Raw genomic sequence first — 18,513 nt, 5'->3', positions numbered from 1 at the left:
TAAATTCATCTAGATTATGTTCAATAAGAGAAAACACTGCATCCTCGCGATTAACACAAGCAACACTTCAACATAGAGGCAACCTACATACGGTCAAATGACAATTATCTAATCCATACAATCAAGTTTCGTGTCGCAAAAAAAAGAAGTCAGATAATCATGCACAGCATAACGACGTATTCATACTGATCCCAAAAATTGCTGCCAGGAGGTGAGCACTTATTGGCGACTATACGGTCATTGCCGATACGGGCAAGACACTAATCAAGCTCCTACGAAATGAGCTGACGCCTTACCCAATCACGCAACCGGAATTAATCGGGCTGGCATCTCCCGCCGACAAGGGCGACCTGAGCTTGTCACTATTCCTGTACAACATCAGGGAGAGCGTGGAATACAGACAAGCGGGAATGGTCCAAAGAGGCTCCGGTCAGCCGATGGCGGTAGAGCTGTTCTACTTGATGACGGCTCATTCCAACGCCGATCTGAGTACTCGTGCGCTAGATGAACATCGAATTCTAGGGCGCGCGATGCAAGTGTTGTATGATAACGGAATCATTGGCGGATCAACGCTGCAAGGCACGCTATCAGAGCATAATGAGAGCGTTCGCATTGTGCGGGAGCATCTGCCGTTTGATATGATGACTTCTTTGTTTCCGCACATTCCTTATAAGCTGTCGGTCAGCTATCTTGTAGGGCCCGTGTATCTAGATTCGGCGCGATCGAATCCGATGAAGCGGGTGCGACAGCAAGATACACAGATGGAAGAGAATTAACAGGCGGAGGTGTTAAGTCAAGCCATGCTAAGCGAGCTATGCGTTTGTCTGAACGAATGAAGCCTGTGTGCCTGTCGTTTGTCGTCCGCCTAATTGACACCTATACAGCGGGTCCTCCATCGGACCCCGATCTGAAGGTGAGCGTTAGCGATACGATATGCCGCCAACCCGTGAAAAAACCAGACGGCCTCTATGTCCTTACCGATTTGCCGCCGACTGGAACGTACACCGTGACCGTCCGCTCAGCAAGGTATTTGCCCGAGACGATAAGCGTGGATATGAATGCGTTGAATCCCATCGAGCCTGTTGTGTGCGTAGCATTAATCCCGCACCCTGCGTATCCTTTTTCCAACCAAGCAACACTGCTGCGAGCAGCTATCAAGGATGCATCGGGCCAGCCTGCTGCGGGCGCCGACATGCAGGCATTTTTCACCGACGACCTGCATGCCAGAGCGCGACTCGCACAGGAAGTGAAAGAAGGAAGTTGCACCATTCGCTTGTCTGGCTTAACAGGGAGAATAGCGGAGGGAGATGCCTTCCTATTCAAGGAGAAACATGAAGAAGCGGGAGAAGCAGAAGTATTCCGCATCGCTCAATTGCTTGACGAGCCAAGAAGCTTTGTGCTAGATAGACCGTTGCAGCACAGCTATCACCGGGGAACGCTACTATTGCCCGTCGTGACAGCGCACAGTGATGAGAGGGGAGAAATCGTTCTCCCATTTCGCAGCTGCAATGCGAAGCAGTTTGATTTACGGCTTGAATACTCGTATCGGGGCCAACATTTCAGTCAACAAGTTACCGTTACAGAGGGGAAGACGACCTACTTGGGCTCTATTTACTGCGGTTAGTCGATTGAGATTTGCTCTCAATCTTCGATACATTAACTACAAGCTGGGGGGAGGAACTGGTTTCGGGACTAGTACAAAGGAACATGTATTCATTTCCTATCTGTTCACTTGTTCATTTGTACGATCTTATGAAATCGGGCAGTTATGGCCGAGTATTTATCGCCAGGCGTGTATGTGCAAGAATTTGATAGCGGTGGCGTACCCATGCAAGGTGTCAGTACGAGTACGGCGGGTTTTATTGGGATGGCACAGAGGGGGGACACCGAGGGTATTCCGAGGTTCTTAACAAGCTTTGCCGATTTCCAGAGGCAGTTTGGTTCCTATTTGCCTGCCAATCCTTATGGCAACAACCGCTTTCTGGCGTACGCTGTCGAACATTTTTTTAACAACGGGGGCTCCCGCTGCTTTGTCATGAGAGTCGCTGCTGCGGATGCAAAGCCAGCGAAGGCGGTTAGCAAATCAGCGGACGTTAGCTTTTCCGCGAAAAATCCGGGTCTTTGGGGCAACGGGATTCGTGCTGAATTTATACCTTCGAGCAAAGCGAAGACGACGATCAAAGCAATTGTTGGAGACGCTTCCAATTCTACGCAATATCGCGTTGCGAGCCCTGCCGGATTTCTTGCTGGCGATATCGTTGGTTTTACGTCAGACGGCAAAACGAAACTGTACAATCAAGTCGTTTCTGTACAGGACGATGTCATCACGTTTGCACAGCATTTTGCTGGCGACGCAGCGGTCATTGACGATGGCAAGACGCTACCTCCGGTGAAAGTGCTGACCACGTGCGAGTTTACACTCGCTGTAACGTTTGGGCAAGAGCAGGAGACGTATGAAAATTGCTCGCTCAACGAATTAGCACCTAACCATGTTGAGAAACTCATTTCACGTTCGAATATTATTGCATTTTTGCCCAAAGCAGCCGTTCTTCCTCCGAAAGAAAAGGAGCAAGAGAAGGAAGACGATGGCACGAACAAAGCTGCCGATGAGAAGGAAGAAACGAACGATCCAGCGACACCTGTTGCACCTGAACCTGTGCAAGGCATCGTTTCCCCTTTTCAAACGATTTCAGCTTTAGGGGAAACGTCCGCACCCGACAATAAGCTATCGTCGTACAGTATCTTTTTTGAGGGTGGTTCGGACGGAACCGTAACCGATGATCCATCTAAGTTTCCATCCGACATTTATATGGGGACTGACAACGGCCCTGGACGTCGCACGGGCATTAAAGCATTCATTGATAATGACGAGGTCAGTATCATTAGCGTTCCTGGTGTAACTGATCCTGCGGTGCAGGTCGCCTTAGTGGCCCACTGCGAAAACCTTGCCAGCAGATTTGCCATCCTAGATATTCCTCAGGCAAAAAAACGAGTCGATGAAGTTCAGGCTCATCGCAATATTTTCGACACTTCATATGCGGCACTCTATCATCCTTGGCTTCAAGTTTACGATCCACTAGAAAAACGCAACATTTTCATTCCACCTTCAGGTTCGATGGCCGGCATTTATGCACGCTCGGATCAGTCCCGTGGTGTGTACAAGGCTCCAGCGAACGAAGTCGTTCGCGGCTGTATCGGTCTGGATTGCCAGTACAATACGGGCGAACAAGATATTCTCAACCCGATCGGCGTCAATTTGATTCGCGCCTTTACGGGCCAAGGCATTCGAGTATGGGGAGCGCGAACATGCTCTTCCAACGGCTTATGGAAATACGTAAACGTCAGAAGATTGTTTATTTATGTGGAGCAATCCATCAAGACAGGGACGAACTGGGTCGTATTTGAGCCGAATGACCAGACGCTTTGGAGCCGTGTCAACCTGACGATCGATGCGTTTTTAACGACGGTTTGGCGCAGCGGCGCATTGATGGGTGGAAGTCCATCGGAGGCGTTCTATGTCCAGATCGGACGAAATACGATGACACAGGATGACATCGATAACGGTCGGTTAATTTGCGTGATCGGCATAGCTCCCGTTAAGCCAGCAGAGTTTGTTATTTTCAGAATTACGCAAAAAACAGGCGGCGACGCCAGCTAACCGGAATACGACTTCTACACGGAAAATGAGGGGATATAGTCATGGCAGATCGCGTAGATCCATATCGAAGTTTTAGGTTTACCGTACAGGTAGATCAAATTACGCAAGCCGGATTCAGTGAAGTATCTGGATACGACGCTTCCATTGAAGTGATTGAATACCGTGAAGGCAATGAGACCACGACCGCGCGTAAGCTTCCGGGGCTAACCAAGTACGGAAACATTACGCTTAAATGGGGAGTCACCGACTCGATGGATATGTATAAGTGGATGGAGGATGCCGTTAACGGGAAAATAGCGAGAAAATCGGTGACGATTACTGCATTGGATGAGACTGGGGCAGAAAAAGCCGTGTGGACCGTGCTTAACGCTTGGCCGTGCAAATATACGGCACCTGATTTTAAAGGATTGGGTAATGATATCGCGATTGAATCGCTTGAAATTGCCCATGAAGGTATGACGCGGAAAAAGTAAGAAGTCAGGAATTGAGCGGCATCTATTTTCAATGGGAGGCGTTACATCATCATGTTCAAAACGGAATATGCTTTCGAATTGCCAAAAGGCTATGTAGACGAGAACGGGAATTTGCATAAAAAAGGTGTGATGCGCCTAGCTACAGCAGCTGATGAAATTGCGCCTTTACGTGATCATCGGGTACAGACGAATCCGAGTTACTTGACGATTATTTTGCTCGCACGCGTGATTACACGGCTCGGCGATATAAAAGCGCTCGACACGATGGTGATCGAGAATTTATTCACGGCGGATCTGGCATTTCTGCAACATTTTTATCAGGAAATTAATAAGGCGGAGTCACCGCGCGTGAAGGCATCTTGTCCGAAGTGTGGACATGATCATGAGGTTCAGCTCGATTTTTTGGACGAGCCCCAAGTGGTCTGACCGTATACCCGAAAGACAAAGTTTATGAGGAAGTGGCGTTTATCGCTTACCATTTTCATTGGTCGCATGATGACATTATGTCTATGGAGCATCGGGAGCGCAAAAGATGGTGCGATGAGATCTCACGTATTAATCGCAGCCTGAACGAGGACAAGCGTGAGAACGTATTCGATGTGTTTAAATAGGAGGATTTAAATGTTTGACCAGCCGAGTGGCACGTTTCGCTTTATCGTATACTTGCAGGGCATAAACGGAGTCATCGGATTTACCGAAGTTCGTGGACTACAGGTTGAGACGGAATTTGAAGAGTATCGCGAGGGTGGGGTAAACGATTTTGTACATCGTCTGCCCAAGAAAACGACCAGTCCCGTACTCGTGTTAAAACGGGGAATTACGATGTCTAACGCCCTATGGCAATGGTATTGTAATGTAACTATGGGAAAGATCGAGCGGAAAAATGGCACGATCGTGCTGCAAAGGCAGGATGGTCAACCGTTATGTAGTTGGGATTTCGTAGGCGCTTACCCGACCAAGTGGGTTGGAACGGATCTGAAATCAGATAGCAAGGAAATCGCCATCGAAACGCTTGAGCTTGTACATAATGGTCTGAAAACGGTATTCATTAGCGAGTGAGGAGACCTCCCATGAATGGTATTATGAAACAGACTTCCAAGTTTTTGCGAGGAAAACCGCCTACGGAGCGATTCGCCCAAAGTATAAGCAGCAAATATGGCATTTTCTTTAACGGACATTCATGGGGGAGACCTGCACTCGTATTCAGGGATGCTGCTAATCCAGCTCCGGCTGGGGCATCTGTTTTCTCGTACCTAACGGTGAATCAATTTCGCATTCAACAGCATGTCCACCTTCAGGTGATGAAGTTGGCTTCGTCCTTGATATGGACTCAAATGGGACAACAGGTTCGAGAGCTTCAAGAAGCTCATAAGGTTCAAGGTGTTCAAGTGCTGCAAGATTTTAAAAGGAGTCAAGAGCTGCGAGAGATACAACGTTCTCCTAGGGAAAAGCTGTTGCAGATTCGTCCTGAGCGTCTCCCGATCCCGATGGCGAGGAATAATGGGAAATCAGATTTCGGCGCTACGATGTATTTCGGCTTGCCGCGTTTGCATTTGCATAGAGCGAATACATTCACACCTAGCATGGTTTCCAGTTTCTCGACAAAGGCAATAATTCCAGCGCAGATGACTCCTGTAATCGAACGAGGGAGACGACAACACTTTTTTTCCAAGGAACTAGCAGAGAGATCTCCCTTTAATGTATACATGGGCGTTGAGCGCCTGCAACCAAATCAACTACGACCAAATCGACTACAACTGCTTGCTCGAAGTCGATTTGCACAAAGACCGCGTTCACTTGCATTGCTTGCAAATTGGCCGTTTGCAACTAGAGATCACTTCAATGGACGGCTCGTACATGGACAACCTGATTTGCATTCTTTTGCGGCATGGTGGCATGCGCAACAAATCAATCCAAGCTTGTATGGGCTTGAGCGTACTTTTTTGGTTCCGTTGGCAAGTAGGTCAATACAGCAAGCGGGGTCGCAAGGGGATTTGCTTCGCCAAGTCGGAATGTTAGATCGGGATACACGGTTGGGAGAAAGAGTAGGCTTTGTGCGGGAGCCGTGGTCGGTGACGCTGCAAGCGTTGTACAAGTACAACGATGCTTTGTTGACATTAGACCGTCGGGTGCGGTTGTTTATGGCTGGGGAGCAGGAACAGCGGGAGAGTCCTGTAGCATACAGTCGAATTGACAGTCGTATTGTCAGTAGTCGGTCATTGGTGCAACGGTGGAAGCAGGAGCTGGATTTTTTCCGTGCGTCCGTTAGCAACTCCCATTTTCATACTAGTGAATCATCTTCCGGAATATTTGCTCACAAAATAAAGCGTGATCGCTCATTATTTATTGGAAAATGGAAATTAAAGCACGAGGCGATACGGTGGTCTACTATCCGTAATGTTAGCATGAATCAAAGGTTTGCGCGGTCGGAAGCGGCGAGCTTGTTGTGGAAGCCATTGTCGTTTTCGATGTTGGGGCCTATTCCCCCGCTAGCTTTGTCTAAGCCTAACCCTAAGCCTAACCCTAGCCCTTTAGCCTTCTTGACTTACGACAGTCGATTCCAGTCGAATATGTTGAAGAGGCGTGAAGAGCTAAACATTTTCCTAGCTACTAGCGGCTTTTTCGTCCCTATTTCTTCGCAAGTAGGCGAACGAAACCAACTAAGGCTAGGAGTGCGCGATGAGCGAGCTCTCACGGAATGGGTACAACATGAACGCCTAATAGCTAGTGCGCGAATGGAAGCTTCGTTGTTGCGTTTTGCCGCAATGTTAAGGATTGAGCGGGCTGTAGAAAATGAGATTCAGACGCATTCAGGCAAAAGGTTTTTGGAACAGCGAAGCGTGATAACGCATGCCAAACGCAGCGAAGTTGGACAAAAGACGGCTGTTCCGATTCCGGCTATGCGAAGCAACTTTGCGACATTCGCTAACATGTCGAAGCTCGTGCACAGGCTGGGGCGTATTTTTTCGTTTTCAACCGCAGTCATGCATACGTTGTTCAGTAAATCGTTTTATACACATGGACAGCTTTCGCAAGCTGGATCAAATCTCAGTCCAGTTTTAAGGTCAAATGTGAGAACGAGCATGAATCTAAACATGCTGCTACTTAAACCAAATTTGAGCTTTAGTACGATGCAAACGGAAACTGCTCATGGTGTGGTAGAGCGTGTAAATAGGCATTTGACCGAACGCTTGTTAGAGCACTTGTTAGTTACTGATCGCTACTTTACTTTTGCTGAGCAAGTGAAACGCTTTTTCGGCTTTTCGCGCGATGTTCGCAACCAACCTTCTTATTCGATGCGGCAACAAAGGCCGAAAATTGAAGGGAACCAAGCACCAGCATGGGTGAGCGTAGTAGAGCATTCCTACAGTAATCTGCTTGTTGCAGCTAGACCGCTACAGTTACGTTTCGGAAAACGCAGCTTGGAGTCATCTTTTTCAACAACTTCGCTTCGTCATGCAACCTTTTTCATGGAGCGGTTACGTGGGGGACTGGCGGGACCCCTTTTTCAAAACGAGATTTTCCGAAAACAGGCTGTCTGGGATGATCATGATGCGGCACGTCCAGCTGCTCGTAGTGAAAGAACGATCATTACCTATTTTTCAGATCCGACCTATATGAACCGTGCAAGGCATCTGCACTCGCGGATAAACGAGTCCGATGTTGAACGTCTTTTTGCCAGTGCGAAAAGTTTGTTTGTAAGATCTGATACGGTTCATAAGCACTTTCGTGTGTCAGCAAGGAATTGGGCAGGCGTTCATGCTTTTAGGCTGAGTCCACTCGTCGCAAGGGTAGCAGAAATGGTGAAGAGGCAAACTGAAGCCCAAGAATATGAACATTTAAGCCCAATTCATAGTTCTAACCCTGTTTCAATGCTGACCATGAACAGATTTGGACAGTCTGTATTCTTGCTTCCCAAACAATCTATGCTTAATGGATTGCTGTGGGGAAGTGCACCCAAGATGGTTGCGCCTGTTAAAAAGGAAATCCATATTAGCAGCCCGACCATTGCTCCATTGTTAGCTCGCCTGAAACAAGGATGGCTCATACGGAGCAGCGAGAGAATCCAGAATGGTTATGGACATTTGATTCCTGTCGGACCTACACAGTCAGGTATACATAACTATACACGACTGACGGTCAAGTCTTTCGAGCTGATGCGTTCGGATGCGGCGCATCGTTGGGAGGATGGAAGTATAGCCCATGCTAGCTTCGATAGTAGATTTAACGACATGAATACAGTAGTTAAACAGAAGCTGGTTATGAATCGTGCTAGATTTGTAACTGAATCCGAATCTAATGCAAGGAAATCGAATTGGAATTCGGAATCAGCATCAGCATCTGTTCAAACAAGGCTACAAAACGAATCACGCTCTGTGTGGAAAAGAGTAAATGGTGTTAAAACAAGTCCTTACTTCTATACGCTTCTAGGGACAGGTGGAAGTAGTATTGAGCGTTCGGAGCGTATTCGGTCGAAAATGTGGTCTACTCAGACGGAAATAGCTAATCGTAGTCGAACATTGATACAGCTAGATAGGAGTGAGAATGCTCGCTATTTCCAACTTAATATGAGGCGTTTACAAATGCAAACGTCGACCCTTAAATGGATGCGTGTACAAGTAGCTAAGGGCCGAGTTGAACGCTTAATGCTGCCGTCCAATATTTCTGTCATGCCCAATGTCGCAGTCATTTCGAAAAAAATGCTAGCGATTAGCACACTTCTGTCTTCGGGTCAGCGCAAGCGTCGACTGAGCCCATTGGGAATGACAGTGAAGGATGTGGATTTGCATAGTTCGGTAAATTTATTGCCAGTAAGCTATATGCTGAAATTGCTGAACTTGACGAACACGTTAAGCTCGGCGCAGTTGCCTACTGCAATGTTATCTAGTATTAGCATGCGTATCGGTGATCGAGTCGGGGTTCATGTACATGGACGAACGCGTGGACACACGCTTGCTCGTGTCGATGAACAAGTGCTCGGCCGTACGGTTTCACGAAACGATGAACGTGGGCGTGGATATGCGCTTGCGCGTATCGATGGACAAGTACTCGGTGGCCGTAAGGTTCCACGTAACGAAGACCATGTGCGTGGAATTACGCGCGCACGTATCGATGGACAAGTACTCGGCGACCGTACGGTTCCACGTAACGAAGACCGTACACGTGGAATTACGCTCGCACGTATCGATGGACAAGTACTCGGCGGCCGTAAGGCTTCACGTAACGATGAACGTGGGCGTGGATATACGCTTGCGCGTATCGATGGACAAGTACTCGGCGGCCGTACGGTTCCACGTAACGAAGACCGTACGCGTGGAATTACGCTTGCACGTATCGATGGACAAATACTCGGTGGCCGTAAGGTTCCACGTAACGAAGACCATGTGCGTGGAATTACGCTTGCACATATCGCTGGACGAGCACTCGCTCGTACGCTTTCACGTAACGAAGAACGTACGAGAGGAGTTTCGCTCGCACCACGTATCGATGGCCGAGCGCTCAGTCGTACGGCTTCACGCATCAATGAACGTACCAGCCATCGTAGTAGCGAGCATGTCACTGGACTTGTTCGTAAACTTACTAGGGAACAGTTCACGCCGCTCAGCCGCATCGGCCATGAGGCGAAGGATGTACGCACAACGAAGGAAGCGCTCCAAGCAAAGGCTTTACTACAAGCGAAAGCGAAAGTGAATGGCAATGACCGTACACCCGCCATTCCGGTGATACAGCTGCGTCTGCTGACTAAGTCATTCGAGCGCGGAGAACATGTTCACAAGCTCGCTAAAGAGCCTTCCGCTTCGCCAGCATCGTATCGAGCACCCGTTATGGAGTACCATAAACCGAAGCGCAATATGTTCAACGAAGAACAGGCAGAAGGCCTCGCCGCAAAATCAGTGCGGAATGAAATACAGGTCGAGAAAAGCCCAGTAACCATACCAATACAGACTGCTGCCTCAACTTCTGTGAACATCGACCAGATTGTCGAGCAAGTGTTCAGAGAATTTGAAAAAAAGGTTCAATTCGAGCAGCAAAGAAGGGGTTTGTGACCGAGCAAATCCAGCATAGAGGGTGACGAGTGTGCAGCTTACAAAAGCAAAGATCATTGTAGACCAGCCCAAACTTCATATCGATGTCTTGTTCAATCCGAACGAGTACTCGCTCAGTGCAAGCAATAAATATGCGCTGCCGACGATTCCTGGACTCTCTAGCCCAATCACCCAATTTATTAGCGGTGATTCGACGACGTTAACGATGGATTTGTTTTTCGATACGTACGAATTAGGATCTGACGTCCGCACCTTTACGCTGCAAATTGTCAACTTGCTGAACATCGACAAAGACCTTCATGCACCGCCCAAATGTCGGTTCGTGTGGGGCTCCATGGACTTTAGCGGTGTATTGGAAAAAGTAACCCAAAAATACACGATGTTTCTTGGCGATGGAACCCCCGTGCGTGCAACACTGAACGTCACGTTTCGTGAAGTGAAATCGATAACGGAGCAGCTACAGCAAATTCCGCGTCAATCGGCGGATCGTACGAAGTTGCGCCAGCTCAAGCAGGGGGAACAGCTGTGGATAATGGCTAGCGAAGAATATGAAACTCCAGCAATGTGGCGAGAGATTGCCAAAGCGAATGGGATTGATAATCCTCGTTGGCTAACATCAGGAATGCAGCTGGTCGTTCCGCGATTGGAGTAAACCTATGGGACAATTAACGCTAAATCAAACGGCTTACACATTCGAAGCCATTGAAAAAAAATATCGTGACTTCCTAGCGCCCACTTTTCAGATTCTGATTAATGGTGCGAACATTACGACAACCGTGGCGGTCAGCCGAATAACAGTTGAGACAAGCGTCGAGACCGAAGCCAATTCGTTCAATTTTACCGTTAATAACGCGTTTGATATCGTTAAAAGAGAGTTTCAATGGCTGGACGAATATTTCGCCGTTGGAACGTATATCGAGATTAAGTTCGGGTACGTCGATAAACTAGAAACGCTCTTGTACGGTCTGATTACCTCGGTAACGTGCGATTTTCCGTCGGAAGGGGGATTGCCGAAACTGATGGTTAGGGGAATGGATATTTCATTCCTGATGATGAGAGGACTCAAATCCCGATCATGGGAGCAAAAAAAGTTTAGCGAGGTAGCAGCAGAGGTCGGCAAACAGTACGTGTCTGACGTGTCGGTCGACGACTCTGGAGAGGCCATTGATATAATCGCCCAGAACGAATGCAACGATTTTCAATTTTTAACGCAGATGGCCAAAGAAATTAACTATGACTTTTTTATCGTAGGCAAGACGATGTATTTTCGCAAAGCATTAACACAAATGACTCCGGTCATGACGTTAGTATGGGGGAAAACATTACGAAGCTTCACTCCGGAAATGAATATCGCTTCACAAATCGGTGAGGTCGTCGTACGAAGCTGGGACCCCATCCAAACACAGCTAATTGAAGCCTCCTCTACACAGGTGACGAAGCTAGGTGGAAACTCAAAGACGGGCAAGGACATCATGAATGCGCTCGGAACATATAAGGAATACGTTTATACCAATGTAGATACCGTCCAAGAAGCTCAAAAAAAGGCCGATGCGATATTGAACCATAAGGCTATGCAGCTCATTTCTGGAAACGGGGAATGTATCGGCATACCCGAATTGATTGCGGGCCGATATTTGACGCTCGAAGGAGTCGGCCAAAAATTGAGCCAGCCTTACTATTTAAAAGCGGTTACTCACACCATCGATAGTTCAGGCTACATCATTCGCTTTAAGGTAGGAGGTAATGCGGTGTGAGTTTATTTGAGCCTTCATTTTACGGAAATGATCGTTCTTACCGCAAGGTAGACGGCGTTATGGTTGCGATTGTGACGAACAATAAAGATCCCGAAAATTTAGGAAGAGTGAAGCTAAAGCTTCCACTACGTGAGAGCGAGAATGAAACGGATTGGACGCGTATCGCCACACTCATGGCTGGCAGTGACCGTGGAAGCTATTTTGTACCCGAAGTAGGGGACGAAGTGCTCGTTGCTTTTCATCTTGGGGAAATTCGTCAGCCGTATGTGATCGGCATGTTGTGGAGCAGCACGCAGCCTGCCCCTAAAGCAAATGAGGACAATAATCTGCGTAAAATCCGTTCCCGAGCAGGGCATGAGATTACGTTCGACGACGATACCTCAGCCGGCAAAATTATTATTAATACGGCAAAAGGGCAAATCATTCAGTGCGACGATCAGGCAGAAACGATTAAAATTGCGGATGCCAACGGAACGAACAGTATCCAGATTCAAGGTGGATCTTCTGGGCAGATCACAGTGAAAAGCCAATCATCCACGCTTACCCTAAACGCTAAAGGAGAAATTACGATTTCCGGCACGAATTCGGTATCCATAAAAGCATTGGAAGTTGCGGTCGAGGCTTCAGCTGCGTTGAAATTGAAGGGCAGTGCCTCTTTAAATATTGAATCAGATGGCATCGTTAACATTAAAGGCAGCTTAGTGAAATTTAATTAGCTTAACAAACGGGGGCTTGAGATGAACAAAACGTTTCTCGGTAGAGGATGGAAATTTCCCGTTCAGGTAGATGCAGCTACCGGTCGGATCGTTATGTCGGAGTTCGAGGATGATATCGCGGAAGCGATTCGGATCATTTTACGAACTTCTCCAGGCGAGCGGGTAATGAGAAGCGATTTTGGCTGTGATGCTGATCGCTATGTATTCGGATTAACCGATCGCACCACGCGGCACTTAATTGAAACAAGCATCAAGAAAGCTATTCAGACGTGGGAACCGCGTGTAACTGACGTTGAGGTTCATTCCGAATCAGACCCAGAAAGCCCACAACGGCTGCTAGTTTCGATTCGATATGTGGTTCGAACGACGAACAATCTGTACAATCTCGTCTATCCGTACTACCTCCATGAAGGAATTAAATAACTGCTACTGAAGTTCGGCCCATTCCGAGCAAAGGGGGTGGCTAGATGAAACCACCAAAGATTGGACCAGAAGACGCTAAACAATTAATCGAGCAAATCAAGCGCATAGCCCCTTACTATACGCCAGAATGGAAATGTTCCTTTGAAGATCCAGATGCGGGGACAGCTTTAATGCTTATTTTCGCCGACATGTTCGAGCAAAATAGCAAGCGGCTTAATCAAGTGCCTTACAAAAACTTTATTGCTTTTTTAAATATGTTAGGCATCTCCTTTCTACCCCCTAAACCAGCACAGGGCTACGTAACCTTTGAGCTCAGTACGGGCGCAAAAGAACCGGTGCTCATTCCTGAGGGGACTCAGGTGACGGGGAAGACGCCTGACGGCACAGAAGATGTCATCTTTGAGACTACGGGCGCAATACTCGCCACGCCAGCGGAAGTTGTAGATGCTTATAACGTCAGTCCCGACAGAGATTATATTGCACGGGCACTTGGTCTTGGTCGTGCTGGCCCTTTATGTTCCTCTTCGTCAACACCGTTTACGATGTTTCAGTTCGATGAGGGAGCAAATATGCAAGCTCACACCCTTTATTTGGCCCATCGCGATTTGTTGCTTATTCGTCATGCGGCCGTGATTCAAATCGTAATCTCCAATTCTGAGCAGCGCTATTTGGAAAATGAGATCTGCACGAAGCTGGGGGACGATACCGCCGTACAGTGGGCATACGGGGCCGAGGGTGGATGGGTTCCATTTGATGAAGTAACCGTGCGGGATAACCGCATTTTTTTGCACAAAAAAAAGATAGCACACATCATTCCGCAGTGTATCGCGGGAACTGATGGTATGTGGATAAAATGCACGCTCCATAAACCGCTAGCGCGGGATGGCGCTCCTTTTCCGATACAGGACATTCGTATTGACGGTTTGAAGTTGAAGTCTGAGCATGTCGAGCAAGCTGGTCACGTTGGTATAGCGCCTGATTTTTTATTTTTTAATGATATTCAGCTTACCCAGACGGGAGGATACCCGTTCGGTGAGTATTTTGCGCCATATGCGGTGTTTTATATCGGAAGCTGTGAAGTGTTCAGCAAAAAGGAAGGGAAAATTACACTACAATTTCAACTGCAAACGCATTGCAACGAGTGGAACAACGAAGCGTTGCCAAAAATCGATTGGAAGCCAATCATGAAGCAGTCCCAATTCGAGCGTCCCGAACCGCAAAAAATGGTCGTGGAAAAAGTACGCTGGGAATATTGGGACGGAGAAAGCTGGGTCAAGCTATTCGACCGCTCCCCCTATGAAGATTTATTTTGCAATACGGAAAAAAGAGTACAGACGGTCGTGTTCGACTGTCCTCCTGATCTGAAAGAAACCGTTGTGAACTCACGGCTTAGTTGCTGGATTCGGGTTCGCATTTTACATATAGATCCGATACATACAGCTAATCCTATTTATTTTTCTCCTTGGGTTGAAGACGTTCAGCTATTTTATGAATTTAAGGAGAAGCTGTTTTCACCGGATGTTTGTTTGACATCCAACAACGCTGAGTATGCCGACAGAACTGTTGCGGCGATTTACGGAAGCCAACTGTTTCAGCCGTTTGCTGCAATCGATTGCGAGTATCCGGCTTTTTATATGGGTTTCGCCATCCCGCCGATGAAAGGACCGATCAGTCTATACTTTTCTTTGCAGGAGCAGCGCTACACGAGCTCGCAAATTCCTGTGCTGGACTGGGAATACACAAGTCAGTACGGCAGTGAAGTCACATGGCGCAAGCTTAAGACGATCGATACAACGGAGTCTTTGACACGGAGCGGGACGATACAATTTGCAGGGCCACCCGATTTCGCCATAGTGTCCTATTTTGGGCAAAGGTTGTACTGGATTCGTGCGGTTAACCGCGACCGACTGCTTGAACAGCAGGACAAAGGGCAACCACTGCCGATTGTCAAAGGAATTTACCTCAATACGGCACGGGTTATGCAGCAAGAGAGCATCCGTAATGAGTTGACTTGGAAAAAGAAGCTTGCTGACGGGAGCGACGCTTACGTGCTTGAGCAATCACCGGTCATCTCTGAGGAAGTGTGGATCAATGAGACCGGACATCTCACCGAGAGTGAAATTGAGGCACTTCAAAGGGAAGGTCGGCACCCCGTGCAAGCGATTCGCGATTCAGAGCAGCATATCCAGAAATGTTGGGTCGCGTGGCTGCCAGTCGATTCTTTTGCCGATTCAGGCTGGAATGACCGACATTACGTGATTCATCGAGCGGCGGGACATATTCGGTTTGGGGATGGAATCCATGGAAAAATGCCGCCAAATGCGGGGCCTGAGAGCGTGAAAGTTCATTATCGAGTCGGAGGCGGGCGGCAGGGGAATCTGGACGCTTTTCAAATCATCAATTTGAAAAACTCTATCGCGTTTATTCAGTCGGTATACAACCCTCAAGCTTCCGGAGGTGGCAGCGATACAGAAACGATGGAAGAGGTGCTGCGACGCGGTCCCAACGTTGTCAAGCATCGCAATCGTGCCATTGCTGCACAGGATTTCGAATGGCTAGCTAGAGAAGCGTGCCCGAATATACATAAAGTTAAATGTCTAGCGAATTACAACGCTAATTTGGAGCGTGAGCCCGGCTGTATTACGGTCGTGGTTATTACCCACGGCGGGATGTCTGACGCTCCTTTTTTTCCAGAACTGAAAAAACAAGTAGAAACCTACTTATTGGAACGCACGCCGAGTATCGTCGCTTTTCCAGATCGTATCCAAGTTATTCAGCCCGCTTACCTTGAAGTATCTGTTTCGGCTTCGCTATTCGTTACGCGAATGGAAAGCATTTTATCGGTAGAAGAGGTGTCGATTGAGACACTAAATCGCTTTTTAGATCCCGTTAACGGCAATTACGATGGGAAAGGGTGGAGCATCGGGGAAATGATCCATGAGTCTATTTTTTACGGCTTATTGAAGGCGATCCGCGGTGTTAGTTTCGTTAGTGACATTGCGCTGAGTGTTGTGCGGATCGAGTACGGACAACGAACCGAAGCAGATGCTGCTGTGTGGGCTGGTCTGCCACATCGTGTCATCGTTAATGGGAAGCATCGAATAACAGTTAACATTCAGTAACGACGAGGGGGCTATGTGATGCTGCCTTTACCGAATTTGGACGATAGGGACTTTGAACAGATTGTAAAGAATGCCAAGCAACTTATTCCTAAATTAAGTCCGAATTGGACGGATGAAAACGTTCATGATCCCGGTATTACGTTGATCGAGCTTTTAGCATGGTTGACGGAGATGCAGCAATATTTTTTAAATCGAGTTACGGTTAAAAATGAGCTGAAGTTTCTGAAGCTGCTCGGTATTCGCCGAGAGGATGCAGCATTCGCGAAGGTAGACGTGACCTTTAATCAGGTTACTACAGAAACGGTCGTCCCTAAAGGAACCAAATTGGAGGCAGGCGGGGAATCGTTTGAAACGGACGAAACGATTTTGCTCGTTCCAAACGGCATCTCCAAAGTGCTCGTCCGTTCCGACACAGAACAAGTGGATCGTACCTCTGCCAATGCGTATATCGGGGCGGCATTCTACGTATTCGGCCCGAAGGCGGAGGCGGGCAGCAAGCTATATTTGGGTTTCGATTCTCCGTTACCTATAGGGAAAAGCTTGGCGTTGACGGTTCATCTCTATGAAGATTATCCGATTTCATTAGGAAGCGCGACAGGCAATGACAACGGCAAACGAAGCTGCCATTATCCGACTGTCCAATTGTCCTGTACCTATTTCGGCTCGTCACTGGACGCTCAAGAAGTTGTGGCCAATTGGCAGCCGCTCGAGATCTTGGTCGATGAAACGTGTCAGTTCACTTGCAGTGGTCGAATTACTTTTCGAATTCCGAGTGAGATGCACCCAATTACCATGTATCCGACCAACGATCGAGCGCGATATTGGATTTGCTTTACAGTCGTCGAGGATGGGTATGAGGTCGCACCACAAATGCTAAATATGTGCTTGAATACAGTGGCAGCCTCCCATTACGATACACTTTCCTCCGAGCTGTTGATCGATGGGACGAGCAAGCCGGGACAGATGTTCACTGTCGACGACTACTTGAGCTACTACGGTAAAGTTGAAGTACAAGTGCGGCAAGCAGACGGCGGTTGGATGGATTGGCAATGTACGGACTCGTTGTCTCTGCTCGGTCCGATGGAACAAGGCTTTACACTGCTCAGGAATCCTGAAACGAAGGAAACCGTGGTGGAGTTTGGCGATGGAATCCACGGTGCGATGCCACCGGATGGGAGGCAAACGATTAGGCTTATATCGTATGCTCCAGCCTTTGAGCAGGAGCGCTGGATCGGCGACAGCAGGGGGCTTCCTGAACAGGTGTATCCACTGTATAAGGACAACTTGCTGCCCGAGTTCTTTCGGCTTCAAGTCGGGGAACGACACGATGGATACGAAGAGTTAATTTGGTACGACTGGACTCGGGTGGATGATTTTGATCATTCATCCTCCTATGACCGACATTACGTGCTGGACCATGAAAAAGGAGAGCTATTGTTTGGTGATCATGAGCAGGGGATGATTCCAGAAGCGTCCGAGCGCTCTAACATTCGGATCATCGCCAGCAAGGTCGGGGGAGGACAGCGGGGAAACATTAAGAGCAACTCTGTGTTTACGCATAACGAGCGACACGAGATGAACGGGATAAGCGGAAGCTCGACGGAGCTGTTGTCGCTTACAGGAAATAACCGATTTCACGGCACCGGAGGCGTCGAGCGGGAAACGATAGAGGATGCCAAGGGAAAAATAACGCTGGCGCTCAAGAAAAGACATAGCGCGGTCACAAACGAAGACTTTGAAGAAATCGTAAAATCGACGCCAGGGCTTCGCGTTGCTAGATCCAAAGCACTGCCTTTGTACAAGCCGGGCTTGAAAGATTATCCTGCGCGGAAGTCTCCTACGCATATGAGCGTTGTCGTCATCCCATATAGCGATGCCTTGAAGCCTATGCCCAGCCAAGCGTTCTTGCAGGCGATTAAAGCCTACATCGAACCGTACCGGCTGCTCACGACCCAGGTACATATCATCGCACCTGTGTACGTGGAAATAACCGTTCAAGCTGTTGTTGCGGTCGAGCCAAATGGGAAAGACGTCGATCTAACGATACTAGACGTGTTGAACAGCCACCTACAGCCATTGGATTTAAAGGATGGCACGAAGGGTTGGACGTTCGGCTGCACCGTACACAAAGGTGATATTTATGGGATCATTCAAACGGTTAAGGGCGTAGCCTTTATCCAAGACTTATCGATCCACGCCAAGGGAAAAGAGATTCACAAAGCGGCTAGCGGAGACATCCACATTCCGCCGCACGGGCTGGTTTATCCGGGTAATCATGTCATCACGACGATTAAATCGCCCCAGCAGTAACAAGCAAACG

At 48.1% G+C, this 18,513-nt stretch carries 14 protein-coding genes; all 14 read left to right on the top strand.

Annotated features, from left to right (window positions below):
* Positions 1-221 precede the first annotated feature (221 nt).
* The 14 genes from KIK04_RS23350 (at position 222) to KIK04_RS23285 (ending at position 18,503) form a co-directional block, all read left to right on the top strand.
* Entirely contained in the window at positions 222-776 is a 555-nt protein-coding gene (locus tag KIK04_RS23350) for a Pvc16 family protein (RefSeq protein ID WP_332330024.1), read from the top strand.
* 38 nt (positions 777-814) lie between these two features.
* A complete protein-coding gene (locus KIK04_RS23345) occupies positions 815-1,624 on the top strand; it encodes a carboxypeptidase-like regulatory domain-containing protein (RefSeq protein ID WP_232276172.1) in 810 nt (269 codons plus the stop codon).
* Positions 1,625-1,768: 144 nt separating this feature from the next.
* On the top strand, positions 1,769-3,658 hold the full coding sequence (locus KIK04_RS23340; RefSeq protein WP_232276171.1) for a phage tail sheath family protein: 1,890 nt from the start codon (positions 1,769-1,771) through the stop codon (positions 3,656-3,658).
* Between the two features lie 41 nt (positions 3,659-3,699).
* Positions 3,700-4,131 carry a phage tail protein gene (locus KIK04_RS23335; RefSeq protein WP_232276170.1) on the top strand — a complete coding sequence of 144 codons (432 nt, stop codon included), beginning with the start codon at positions 3,700-3,702 and terminating at the stop codon, positions 4,129-4,131.
* A 51-nt stretch (positions 4,132-4,182) separates the two neighbouring features.
* The gene (locus KIK04_RS23330; RefSeq protein WP_332329987.1) at positions 4,183-4,557 is read left to right on the top strand and encodes a zinc ribbon domain-containing protein; all 375 of its coding nucleotides are present in this window, start codon (positions 4,183-4,185) and stop codon (positions 4,555-4,557) included.
* Complete coding sequence (locus KIK04_RS23325) at positions 4,554-4,742, top strand: DUF6760 family protein (RefSeq protein WP_332330023.1); 189 nt, start codon at positions 4,554-4,556, stop codon at positions 4,740-4,742. The genes KIK04_RS23330 and KIK04_RS23325 overlap by 4 nt, the downstream gene beginning before the upstream one ends.
* A gap of 10 nt (positions 4,743-4,752) precedes the next feature.
* The gene (locus tag KIK04_RS23320) at positions 4,753-5,190 is read left to right on the top strand and encodes a phage tail protein (RefSeq protein WP_232276168.1); all 438 of its coding nucleotides are present in this window, start codon (positions 4,753-4,755) and stop codon (positions 5,188-5,190) included.
* 11 nt (positions 5,191-5,201) lie between these two features.
* A complete protein-coding gene (locus KIK04_RS23315; RefSeq protein ID WP_232276167.1) occupies positions 5,202-10,178 on the top strand; it encodes a hypothetical protein in 4,977 nt (1,658 codons plus the stop codon).
* A 31-nt stretch (positions 10,179-10,209) separates the two neighbouring features.
* A complete protein-coding gene (locus KIK04_RS23310; protein ID WP_232276166.1) occupies positions 10,210-10,830 on the top strand; it encodes a CIS tube protein in 621 nt (206 codons plus the stop codon).
* A 4-nt stretch (positions 10,831-10,834) separates the two neighbouring features.
* Positions 10,835-11,932, top strand: a complete 1,098-nt coding sequence (locus KIK04_RS23305; protein WP_232276165.1) for a phage late control D family protein — start codon at positions 10,835-10,837, stop codon at positions 11,930-11,932.
* On the top strand, positions 11,929-12,648 hold the full coding sequence (locus tag KIK04_RS23300) for a phage baseplate assembly protein V (RefSeq protein ID WP_232276164.1): 720 nt from the start codon (positions 11,929-11,931) through the stop codon (positions 12,646-12,648). The genes KIK04_RS23305 and KIK04_RS23300 overlap by 4 nt, the downstream gene beginning before the upstream one ends.
* A gap of 21 nt (positions 12,649-12,669) precedes the next feature.
* Positions 12,670-13,071: a GPW/gp25 family protein gene (locus KIK04_RS23295; RefSeq protein WP_232276163.1), complete on the top strand. Its 402-nt coding sequence runs from the start codon at positions 12,670-12,672 to the stop codon at positions 13,069-13,071.
* 44 nt (positions 13,072-13,115) lie between these two features.
* A complete protein-coding gene (locus KIK04_RS23290) occupies positions 13,116-16,193 on the top strand; it encodes a baseplate J/gp47 family protein (protein ID WP_232276162.1) in 3,078 nt (1,025 codons plus the stop codon).
* A gap of 18 nt (positions 16,194-16,211) precedes the next feature.
* Complete coding sequence (locus KIK04_RS23285; protein WP_232276161.1) at positions 16,212-18,503, top strand: baseplate J/gp47 family protein; 2,292 nt, start codon at positions 16,212-16,214, stop codon at positions 18,501-18,503.
* Positions 18,504-18,513 lie beyond the last annotated feature (10 nt).

It is taken from the genome of Paenibacillus sp. 481 (assembly GCF_021223605.1).
Lineage (GTDB): Bacteria > Bacillota > Bacilli > Paenibacillales > Paenibacillaceae > Paenibacillus_B.
The sequence above is the reverse complement of the archived record's forward strand: the minus strand, read 5'-3'. Positions and strand labels throughout refer to the sequence as shown.